We start from the raw sequence: 10,819 nt of genomic DNA, 5'->3' as shown, positions 1-10,819 counted from the left end.
GCCAGAGCCCGCTCGGCGAACCCAGCCCGAGCCCAGCTCCAACGCCGAGCGGGCTCTGGCTGCCAAGCCCCAAGCTCGCCGAACCGCTGTTGCCGCCGCCCACGGTGGTCGGACCACCGGCGCCGGCCAGGCTGGTGGCGCCGAGGTCGAGCTCGGTTCCGGGGCCGCCGGTGGGCGGTGAGGTTGTGGTGTACGAGCCTGCAATGCCGCCAAGGAGGCCGCTACTGCTACCAACGGTGGAGGGCACCACGGCGGCGGAGTTGCTATCGCCGTAGGAGGTGCTACCGCTGATGCCCGTGCTATCGAGACCGGAGCCGCCACCGAGACCCGAGCCGCTACCGGAGCCGGCGCTGCCAGCAGCGGAGCCGCCATCCAATTCGCTGGGGGTGTAACCGGCTGGAGGAGTTCGAGGACGGTAATTGTCGTGACCCGTGACATCGTTCGCCCCTGGCAGGACGAGTCGCGGCCGCTCGACCTCTATCGCCTTGCTCAGTGGAGCGGCAGCGCTGTTGGCCACCCGCTGGTTGTCGCTGTACCAGTTGTTCAAGTGGGAACTGGTGTCCCAGAAGCCGCCCCGCTTGTTGTCGTTGGCCTGGCCGTCGACCTTCATGGTCGCCTCCAGGTCGTCGGCCTTCTCACGGAACGCACCATCGGCGTACGACGACGGGTCGCTCTGGTAGTCCTTGCGCAACGCGGACAGAAAGGCTGAGGCGCTCTCGCCGTCCTGAGCGCCATCGAGTTCCCCACCGTTGGGCAGGCTCCACTCGTTGATACCAAAGCCGTCCCCCAGCGGCACCGGGATGCTCGCGACCGCTTTACGGACGTCACCCTCGATGCGTGACAACGCTCCGCTGACGTTGCTCGCGTTGGTGATCAGATCCTCGATGCCCCGGCCGATATCGCTCAGGTGCTCCCGGTACGCGTCTCCCCCGCTGCCCTTCCAGCCGGCGAGCATGCCCGGGAGACCATCGGTGTGCGGGCGCTCGGCGCCTGACGCGATCGGGCCGACAAACGAACGCCCGACCAACGCGTCCCTCAGATAACCCAGCGAGGTGGAGAGGTTGCTCCACCCTCCACTCAACGCCCCGACCGTCTCCGGATCCGCCGCAAGCGTCACCTCGCGGACGCAACTCTCCCACGTCCCAGTCATGACCACCCCTCACAGGCCATGCATGCGTGAGTAGGCATGCCTGTCGCCACGCGCCAAGCGCCTGACCCCAGCAGCTCATCGGAAGACTCGTTCGAACCCAGCGCAGAATTGCCCAGCAGCTGCGGTTCGACATGAAGTTTCACCACTGAATGCCCTCCCCCGAGTCGGCGCGAGCTTACAGTAGCCACTTCACCCCAAAGAGCGACGGGGCGGATTCCATCGATGGCGGGCTTAGTGGCAATTGTGCAGCTTTGCCGCTAGATACATCGGTCGCTGAGCGAGTCGGCACATGGCCATCGGAGGCAGCAGACGCCACAGGTCCGGACCCGCCCCCGCTGCGCCTCCCGCGCGTCCGTCCACCGTCGCTGGCTGAGTAAGGGCGTCGCGCAGTTGGTTACTACGGTCATCGCAGTCCCCAGACGGACCGCAAGCATTGACCCCGCCGCGATTGGCGAGGTGAGGGCTGCCAGAGCGTGTGCTGTGCCACCGTGATCAACTTCCAGATCTGGCCGATGAGCGGATGGCAACTTCGACTGTCTTCGCTGTTCTTGTCTGGTCACCGTGAGTGTGGTGTGGTGTCTCATTCAAGGTCAAGGAGCCTAGGATCTACGGAAGGGCTGGACGCGTGCACCTCAGCAAGATCACGGTCCACGGATTCCGCGCCAGCGCAAACCAGGATCTTCAGTGCTTGTTCCCAGGTCGGTTCTCGGTTCTTGTCGGCGCGAACAACGCCGGCAAGACCACCATCTGCGACGCGTTATCCCTCGCCCACCGGCACGTGTTCCCTCGACTGCCGCGGCCGTCGTCGGCGACCCTTGGACCGGGCGACCGCAGCATCGATGTCGAGTACACATACGCCGACGACCCGCACGAAGAAGGTCCGCTCGGTCGGCATCTGCTCGACCAGAGTGGTGTCGCCGCGTCAGGGGTCGCTGGGTCCTGGACTTACGCTCTGTCACGGGACTTAGGGCGAGTGTCCGGCCGGCTGTCGGTGGGAGCTACGAACGCTGACCTCCTCGAACAAGTCCGCCTGATTTACCTGCCAGCGTGGCGCAACCCGCTCGATGAGCTTGCTCGCCGTGAAGCGCGCATCCTGGTCGAGCTGCTTCGTGCGCAGCAGCAGCGACTAACCGGCTCACGAAATCTCGCAGGGCTGAGGGCCCGCGCCGCCGGGCTCCTCGACGCGCTTGCCCGTGACGGGGTGCTGCAACTGCTTGAGCAACGCGTCACTACCCACCTGTCGGCGTTGAGTGCTGGTGTAGCGCACCAGTGGCCGTTCATCCGCGGCCAGGTTGTCGACGACCAATACCTTGCTCGTGTCCTGGAGTTGATGATCTCCGCCGTGCAGGACCGCGCCGAGGCTCGCCATCTTGAAGTGTCGGGTCTCGGATATGTCAACCTGCTGCACATCGCTGTGACACTTGCGGCGATCCCTGACTCGCAGGACGCGGGTACCGACGAGCCCACAGAGGACCACGCGGTCGAGCCAGACCAGGCTAACCCTGACTCGCACAGCGCCGGTCAGCCGAACTCGCCCGGAGAGGATCAAGGGTCCACGGCCGCGGAGCCATCGCCGGAGGAGCAGTTGGCGCAAGCGCGCACGGAGAGAGATTCGCAGGAGGACTCGTTCTTCCCGGCGTCGCCCTTCCACGCCACGGTAGTCATAGAGGAGCCGGAAGCACACCTACACCCGCAACTGCAGCACGGCCTTGTCCGATATCTTCGTGCCACGGTTCGACGCCGACCAGAGCTGCAGGTGATCCTGTCCAGCCACGCCACCGACGTCATCACCACCTGCCGTCCAGAGGATGTGGTGGTGCTACGGCGCGCCCGCGACGGTTCAAATGTATGCCGGCCGGTGGCGAATCTACCGATAGCTGCCCGGCCTCGGGTGCTGCGAATGGCCCGGCTGCACATGGACGCGACTCGGTCGTCGGCGCTCTTCGCCGAGCGGCTCGTGCTCGTCGAAGGGGTCACCGACGCTGCGGTGCTGCGCCAGTTCGCTCGCGCCTGGGCCGGCAGCGACGCAACCCGGGCGGCGTTCGCCGAAGCGCTGACGATTGTGGTGATGGGTTGGAAAGTCGGCGAATGGCCGGTGCAGTTGCTCGCTACGGAACGCTATGAGCTCGCCGACAGGGTGGCCGTCCTCGGCGACAGCGACCTCGCTCTGGACGCGAGCCCGACGCCGCCTGTGTGGATGAGGGAATACCCGGCTGACACAGTGCGGTACTTCTCCAGCCACCCCACGCTGGAGCCAGCGTTGACTGAGGGCAATGAGACCCTTGTCGCGGAGGCGCTGCAGGGCATCGGGGTGGATGCACCAGATGAGATAAACCGGGCCACGGTGACGGCTCTCTTCCGCAGCGCGAGCCGGCGCGATGGCACCCCAGCCGGCGCGGCGGCGAAGCACAAGGGCGACTTCGCTCTCACGCTCGCTGGGCTACTTGAGGAGCGCATTGACGCCGATCCCGCTTCGGTACATGTCCCTCAGCACATGGCAGCGCTGCTCGACTTCCTGTTTGCCCCGGGTGAGATGGCGGAGCATAGCGAGCCGGAGTTTCCGTTCTGAAACCTGACGGGAGGTGCTGAGGATGACGACCCGCGCAGTGGCCGGCAACCCTGCTGTGGTGCCGCGGCACCGTAGTCGGCTGACCGACGAGCAGTTGCGAGCGATCACCGCGAAGTCGGCGTGCGTGTTCATCGAGGCGGCCCCGGGCTCGGGTAAGACGACCGTGGCGGCGCAACGGTTTGGGTTGCTGCGGTTCGCTACTCCGGTTGATAGCCGCGCCGTCGTTGCTGTCTCGTTCACCCGGTCGGCGACCAAAGAGCTGCAGCAGCGGGTGATCCGAGCATGGGGGTTCGCAGCGCTGACTCCGCCGCATCGGATAATCACTATCGACACGCTGCTGTGGGAAGTGTTGACATTTCTGCTGCGCGCCGGGCACCTTACCTGGCCTGGTGGGCACACCAACCTGACTGTGATCGACACGTGGAAGCTGCGGCTGCCGCACAACTGGACCCGGTACCAGCCCTCCTTGAAGCTCGACGGCCGTGACGTCACGACGACCGCATGGTGGGCAACTGAAGCCAAGTCCCGCGTTCTGCTGGCACCGTTCAAGGCGGCGGTTGGCGATGGAGTCTGCACCCATGACGATGTTCGCCGAGTGTTGGCCTATGCGCTGGACGACCCCCAGCTGGAGGCAATAGTCGCGGACCGGATCGCCGCGTCCGTGCGAGCGTTAATCGTCGACGAGGTGTTCGACGCGAACCCGCTGGACCTTGCATTGGTTAGTTCGGCCGCAGACCGGGGCGTGAGCACAACGATCATCGGTGACCCGTGGCAGGCGCTATACCGGTTCCGCGGCGCCGGCCCACATCTGGTGCCGAACCTCGTCGAGGCAAATGACTTCGCCACGTTTCCGTTAACCCGGTCGTTCCGGTTTATCACCGCGCAGACGCAATCCATGGCCCGGATGTTGAGGGAAAAAGTTCCGTTAACGGTGCTACCCCGCGCGGGGCAGGAACTTGACGTGGTGCTTGCCGCCACGTGGAAGGAACTGTGGAACATCGGCGGCGACATATTGCCGTTGTCGTTTGGAAGCCCAGACAGTGTGCCGGCTGCGGCTGCGCTGCTCCTGCTGGATTTCGTCACGTCCACCGCCTTCGGCGCGGCCGCAGTGTTTCGCGACGAGGCGCTGACGCAGCTGGGCATCGTTGATGTGTCTGCCCGCACCCGGTTGGAGCCCTTCTTCTCGGACGTCGTTGCCACGCTGCAAGAGCCTGTGCGTTCGATGGCGGCGGAGAAGAGGTGCATCAACAGGGCGTGGGATCAGTTGGTAGCCGCGATCGGGACAGAGTCGCAGCGGGAGTTTCCGCGGCGGCACCACTCGCACACCGAACGGCTAACACTACTGCGTCAGCACATACTGTCAGACCCCCACCGGCCCGTGCCGGGGATCACCATCCATCAGGCAAAGGGGCGAGAGTGGCGTTGTGTCGGAGTGTGCCTGGACGACACGGACATCGACCGGCTGTTTCACGGGTTGGATGAGACACAAGAGACGGACCGCCGACTGTATGTGGCATTGACCCGAGGTAAGGAACTCACCGTCGTCGTATAGGCGCATCGAGCAAGCGCTCGAAGATGTTCACATCATCGCCCTATTGGCGAGTCGAACGTCTTCACTCAATATCAGGTGCATGACCCGCCGCGTCGCGCGTTGCTGGGAGTCGTGGCCAGCGGAGACGTGGGCCTGGAGAGCGGATGCCGCTAGGTCGGGCGGCGACGGTCAGGAAGGACCCGACGGTAAGAGCAGATAGCCGCCGCCCGTCAGGAACCCGACGATCGAAGCAGGAATAGAGCCCCTTATATCGCCGTCAGTCCGACTTCACCGAGATCGATGAACGTCCCGCCCCGAGGACGGATCTGCCGGCAACCAGGACGGCTCCGGCGTCGAGGGCCGCGGTCGCGGCGGGTTGGGAAACGCCCTGGCCGAAAGGCTCACTTGTGCATGATCATTATCGGCGTCTTGCCGCTGCACCAGCGCCCGGGCGAGATCCTGCACGACGTCGTCGCCTCTCACGGCGGGACGCCAGCGCTCCGCGGCGCGGAAGACGAGGGAGCCAGCTGGCCGCTGCAGCACCCCCTCGTCCTTGACGAACAGGTCACGGCGCTGCAGGGCGGCCGAGAGCCCTTTGTGAAGGGTCGCCGCCATGAACGGAAGCTCCGCGTTGAGACGTGCGATCTGCGGAAGGTGCCTGCCACCCGGCTCGCCACGGTCGCCCGTACTGAGGGATCGCAGCCAGCGTAGAACCTCTGTCAGTTCTGCAGCAGTGTCGCAGGCTGGGCCGACCGGAGGGGTGGCACGAAGGTCAGCAGCCGCGATGGCTGCTTGCCGCCAGCCGCCGATCATTTCCGGGTCGCCGGTGCTGGAGAGGATGTGCACCGCCAGGCCGAGTTGAGTTCCGAGCTGCAGGTGCACGCTCGTCAATTCGCTTGGGTTCTGCCACATCCAGGTTCGCGCTGCGCTGACGGCTGCGACCGCGTCACCGGCGTTGCTGACGGCCGGTGCGGGATTCAACGGCGGCCGGGCAACATCGAGGCCGTGTAGCCGGGGATGCCCACGACCCAAGGCAATCAACTCACGGGCGACAGCGCTCAATCGGCTGCTGGCGGTCCACCTGGCGGCTTCCGCCGCCGGCCGGTAGATCTCGATAAGATGGCCTCGCCGTTGGTCGAGCCATCCCGGCAGCGCAATGTCGATCATTATCGCGGCCGAGGTGAGCCGAGCGATGTCGGCGAGGCCGGATTGGACGCCACCGCCAGCTTGAATCGCGAGCCCCTCCGGAGTGCGAGGTGTCTGTCCCGGCGGGACGTGACTGGCGAGGATGTCACCGATCACGCCGATCGCGTCTACAGCCCGACGCAGCGAACGCGCCGGCCCGGTGACCATGGCGGCAGGAGAGGGCGGGTAATCCCGATCAACGACCGCAGCTGATTGGAGCCCAACGTAGAGCTGCGTCAGGGTCTGCCCATGCCTAGCCAGAATGGCCGTGGCACGGGCTCGATCTGGCACCTCCGCTGCCGGGCGGCCGCCAACCAGCAGCGCCGTCGCTCGAGCCAACTGCGTGTAGATGGCAGACCTGGCAATCACGGCGGCATTGATATCGGCCGCAGCCATGGCACGGCTTCGACCCATCGCGGTAGACGCGGTACGTAAGGCTCGGTGCGCCTCGTTGTACCACTGACCGACGGTCATACCAGGGCCGCGACCGCGCGTCGTAGCTGTTGGGCCCCGGCGTCATGGCTGAGCCGTCGAGCCAGGTCATCGCGATCGTCGGCGGCCAGACGATCGTGGTACCGCGCGAGTTGCTCCAGCAGGGTCTTCACGGCGAGGCGGGTCTCAGCGTCATCGCGGATCGGCGCCCCAGCGTCAACAACCACGTCGTCGTGTTCCGAGTAGAGCCTCGCTCGTACATCAAGCAGCTCCAGACCAAAGCGGTCCCACGCGAGGTCGGTGCCAGCCAAACTCTTCCACGCCTCGATCGCCAGCTGCATAGCTCCTGCGGCGACGGTGTCATCGACACCGCGTGCGAGTCGAGCTGTGATCTCCCTTGCTGCCTCGGCATAGGTCATGCCGTGAGCTTGATTCGACGTCAACATCAGGTTCACTCCCCTCGTGATTTGACGTATCGCGGTAAGACGACGCATATCGGATGCGCCCTTGTCGATCTATCCACTCCCGCTGGTCGCGGACAGCAGATCTGGCAGGAGCTCGCGCAGCAGCGCATAGGTGACCGGCGTCAGGTCTTCAGGCACCTCGGCTTCTCGGGTACGCATCAGCTCCCCCAGTAGGTTGCGCAGCTCGGCGGTGTGTCCCTCGATGTGCGCGGCTCGGATGATGTCGTGCCAGGGCCCGTCGTCACCACGCTCCGGATCGGCCAGCCATGCCTGCTGTACGGCCCATCGCGCACCCGTGGGGTCACCCGCCTCAAGGTAGAGCTCGGCGAGCTCGTGTGCGGTATCCACGACTGCGGAGGTGATGTGCCCCGGATAAATGTCGGATTCGGGTAGCCAGGTGAAGGGGTTGCGGGTGCCAGTGGCGTACGCGCGGTCGGCTCCGTCGAGTGGGGCGCCCTGAACGAGCTCCAACGCGGCTCGTAGGTCCTTCACGCCGGCAGGTCCACGACTCTCACCGCGGCTGCGCAGCCGACGGAACAGGTGCCAGTCCAGCAGGTAACCCGGTGCCAACCGATAAAGCCGGTCAGATCCCATCTCGGGCAGCCAGGCAGAGCCGTCGGCAGTCTCCCCCAGCCACCGGCGGGCGCGGGTGATGGCCACCCGGCGGCTAGCGTCCTTGACCTGCTGATCGGGCCACAGCGCGTCGGTGAGCTGCTCCGCGGATGCACCGCGGGCACCGCGTTGAGCGAGGTAGACGATGAGTTCCGCGTGGAAGCGGCGCCGCTGATCGGGCACCGGGCCGGGCGCCTCGACCGCGACCGTCCCGAGGACGCTGATACGGGGACGAGTGCCGTCCTTCTCCCGCCAGGATCGCAAGTCCGCATCGAGTTGCGGGTCGGCTTGGCGGCGGCGCTGGCGAATCGCGGCGATGACCTCACGACGTGGGACCGTGGCGACGGTGCGGGCGTGTTCGATTCGGGGCACGGCGACGATGGGGTCCGGCGGGGTAGACGCATGGCCCCCTGCTTCATCGGACGTGGGCGTCGTAGGTGCGGTCGGCTCGCTCGTACTGAAGAGGTGGAGCACACAGCCGGCGGCGTCCGCGTCTTCCGCCCACCGTTCCGGCTCGGCGGCCGGCGGGGTCGGATCGTCCGTGGCCGCCCGCGCCTGCGCCATGATCTCGACGAGTGGTTCCAGCTCGTTTACGGGTAATCCTGCTGCGGCTCCGTCGACGAGGAGGAACGGCAGGGCGAGGTGCAGCACGCCGTCGTCGTCGATGATGGCGGTGTTCGGGCCAGCGGCGGTGGGGGCCTTGGTGGTGCTCGCCACTGCGACAGCGCACCGTCCGGCGTCACGCAGCTCCTTCCCCAACTCGTCGAGTACGCCGAGGTCGCCTGCGTCCGGGTCCGCGACCAGCAGCACCTGAGGTGCCCAGGCTTCGCCGACGTCGAATATGCGGCCGGCGAGCGTGTCGGCTGCCCCGCTCGCGTTCAGGGCGACTGCCACGGCTGCGGCACGGCGCCGAAGCCGCGTCGCAGCTTCCCCGACCGACGAGACCGCGCGCACCCGATCTGGGTTGAGGGCGATGAGCAGCTCGGTCTCCGGCGCCGGGAAGCCGGTGACGACAACCTCGACATCGTCGGACCAGGTGTTGCAGGCCAGCTCGCAGGCAACGTAGCGCAGCAGGGCGAGCGTACGTTCGCTGTCACCAGCAATGGTGAGGCTGCCAACCCGTTCGAGGTCGAGTAGCAGGTGGCGACCGGGCTGTGATCCGACGGCGACGAGAGTGGGCAACGGGGCGAGCTGCTCGGTGACGGGCGGAATGATGACATCGCCGGGCAGGGTCCAGTTCCTGCGATCCACGATCCAAGACGCGGGCGGTTGCGGGCCGGGCTCGCTGAGCACGACCGTGACATCGCGGTCGACAATCCAGGCGGCGGCGATATCTGGCAGAGCCTGATCCCGCTCCGCCAGCGCCGCGGCGAGGCTGCGCAGGGCGAGGTCGAGCCGGTCGACGTCGGCCGGTTGCTCGGCCACGCGCAGGGCTCGCTCCGTGGCGCCGCCTTGAGGGTGAGGCAGCCGGCGGCCAGGCCTACGATGCTGGCGCTGGCGGCCTCGGCGACGTAACACGGTCGCGAGTAACAATGCGGAGAGCAGCCCTGCGCCGGCCAGCGATCCCAGAACGGCCGCCTCGTTGAAGTCGCTGTCCTCGGCCGGCTGCGTGGGCCGGTTGTCCGGCTCCGAGGGGTCTGCGGTCACCCCTGCCGTGGTCGATGGGGCGGCTGTTGTGGGCGAGGACGTTGGCGTAGCGGCAGGGGGTTCGGCGGCCGAGGACTCCGGCTTTTGTGTGGCCGGCGCCGGTGGAGTAGTTGTATTCGGCTGGTTCCCGCCATCGTCCGGTGCGCGAGGCACGGTCGGCTGGTCGTCGACGTCTGGAGCGCTCGGAGCCGGCTGGGTGCGGTCGCCGGCTACGAGCTGGCCCTGAGCGTGGTCAGCAGGTCCCCGATCGCGGGCGTCCGGAGGCAGGGTGACGCGCCAGCCACGCTCGATGTGGTTCGGGAACCGATGGTCACGTCGTTCGAGATCCGGGTTCATGGCTGCAATTTCGGCGTAGCGGTCGGCGTCACCGAGAAAGCGTTGAGCGACACCAGCCAGCCAGTCGTCGCGCGCCACCTCATAGACCGGTGGTTCGGCCGATGCTGCTGGTGTCGTCTGCGTCGTGGTTGCCACTGCCAGCAAGGCATCTACCGGGATCCGCAGTGTCCAGCCGGCGTACACCCGGGTGTTGCCTGGTTGGAGGGTCCGTCCGTCCAGTTGCGCAAGGCCGTGGTTGATCTCAGCTAAGCGCTGCCAGGACACGTTGTGCCGCTCTGCGATGTCGAGCAGGCTCTCGCCGCGCTCCACGCGATGCTCGAGGTAACCGGTGGCGTCCGGGCCGTCCTTGGGTACGGCTTTGAGCGGTGCGATCTGCTCAGGGCTCGCATGTTCGGGTGCGGCCATGGCGGGGCTGGCGGGCACTGAGGCCGAGGCCAGGGCCGGAGCGGCGATCGCGCCAATGATGGCGGCAACAAGTGCGGCCGCGGCACGCTGTTGCAGCCGAGCACCCGGAATCCGGGCGGTGTTGCGCGGGACACGCCCGTGGCGGCGTCCACGCAGTTGGGCGACGGTCTCCACGGCCAGGGCGACCAGAAAGGTGACCCAGGTCCACGCGGCCAGAACGACGGCAACCCAACCGATCAACGCCAACGTCTGCAGGAAGAGGTCTCCATCGTCTCGGCTGCTGATGGCATTCCAGATCTGGTCGACGGCGGCGCTCGGGTCTTCGGTGAGATCGCTGAACCACGCGACCACGCCGGGCACTGGATTGCCGGCGGCCCAGACGAGGAGAACCGGCAGGGCGACGATCAGCGTGACCACGGCGAGGGCGCCGATCCCGTCGAGTGCCTGCCTACCCCGACCCGCCGTCCGTACGGTCCGTGCCACGGTTG

At 66.7% G+C, this 10,819-nt stretch carries 6 protein-coding genes; 2 read left to right on the top strand and 4 right to left on the bottom strand.

Annotation, left to right across the window (positions count from 1 at the left end; all coding sequences use genetic code 11):
- On the bottom strand, positions 1 to 1,117 hold a 1,117-nt coding region (locus tag DLJ58_RS30835; protein ID WP_124861847.1), incomplete at its 3' end, for a hypothetical protein.
- Positions 1,118 to 1,775: 658 nt separating this feature from the next.
- Here DLJ58_RS30835 and DLJ58_RS30830 point away from each other — a divergent pair.
- Together DLJ58_RS30830 and DLJ58_RS30825 are read left to right on the top strand one after the other, a co-directional pair.
- Entirely contained in the window at positions 1,776 to 3,719 is a 1,944-nt protein-coding gene (locus DLJ58_RS30830; RefSeq protein WP_124861844.1) for an ATP-dependent nuclease, read from the top strand.
- 22 nt (positions 3,720 to 3,741) lie between these two features.
- The gene (locus DLJ58_RS30825) at positions 3,742 to 5,271 is read left to right on the top strand and encodes a UvrD-helicase domain-containing protein (protein ID WP_124861841.1); all 1,530 of its coding nucleotides are present in this window, start codon (positions 3,742 to 3,744) and stop codon (positions 5,269 to 5,271) included.
- Between the two features lie 267 nt (positions 5,272 to 5,538).
- On the opposite strand, the gene DLJ58_RS30820 is transcribed toward DLJ58_RS30825, so the two are convergent.
- The 3 genes from DLJ58_RS30820 to DLJ58_RS30810 all read right to left on the bottom strand — a co-directional run bounded on the left by DLJ58_RS30820 (position 5,539) and on the right by DLJ58_RS30810 (position 10,748).
- Complete coding sequence (locus DLJ58_RS30820; RefSeq protein ID WP_124861838.1) at positions 5,539 to 6,831, bottom strand: hypothetical protein; 1,293 nt, start codon at positions 6,829 to 6,831, stop codon at positions 5,539 to 5,541.
- Between the two features lie 74 nt (positions 6,832 to 6,905).
- Positions 6,906 to 7,286 (bottom strand): hypothetical protein, encoded by a 381-nt coding sequence (locus DLJ58_RS30815; RefSeq protein WP_124861835.1) that lies wholly within the window; start codon positions 7,284 to 7,286, stop codon positions 6,906 to 6,908.
- 96 nt (positions 7,287 to 7,382) lie between these two features.
- Complete coding sequence (locus DLJ58_RS30810) at positions 7,383 to 10,748, bottom strand: LysM peptidoglycan-binding domain-containing protein (protein ID WP_124861832.1); 3,366 nt, start codon at positions 10,746 to 10,748, stop codon at positions 7,383 to 7,385.
- Positions 10,749 to 10,819 lie beyond the last annotated feature (71 nt).

It is taken from the genome of Micromonospora arida, from assembly GCF_003857035.1.
GTDB lineage: Bacteria > Actinomycetota > Actinomycetes > Mycobacteriales > Micromonosporaceae > Micromonospora > Micromonospora arida.
Note: the sequence above shows the minus strand (reverse complement) of the source record. Positions and strands in the feature narration are given on the sequence as shown.

Bases quoted from the DNA above. Each gene is read 5' to 3' on its own strand.
- DLJ58_RS30825 (WP_124861841.1), top strand. From the start codon at position 3,742: ATGACGACCCGCGCAGTGGCCGGCAACCCTGCTGTGGTGCCGCGGCAC.
- DLJ58_RS30815 (WP_124861835.1), bottom strand. From the start codon at position 7,286: ATGACCTATGCCGAGGCAGCAAGGGAGATCACAGCTCGACTCGCACGC.
- DLJ58_RS30820 (WP_124861838.1), bottom strand. From the start codon at position 6,831: ATGGCTGCGGCCGATATCAATGCCGCCGTGATTGCCAGGTCTGCCATC.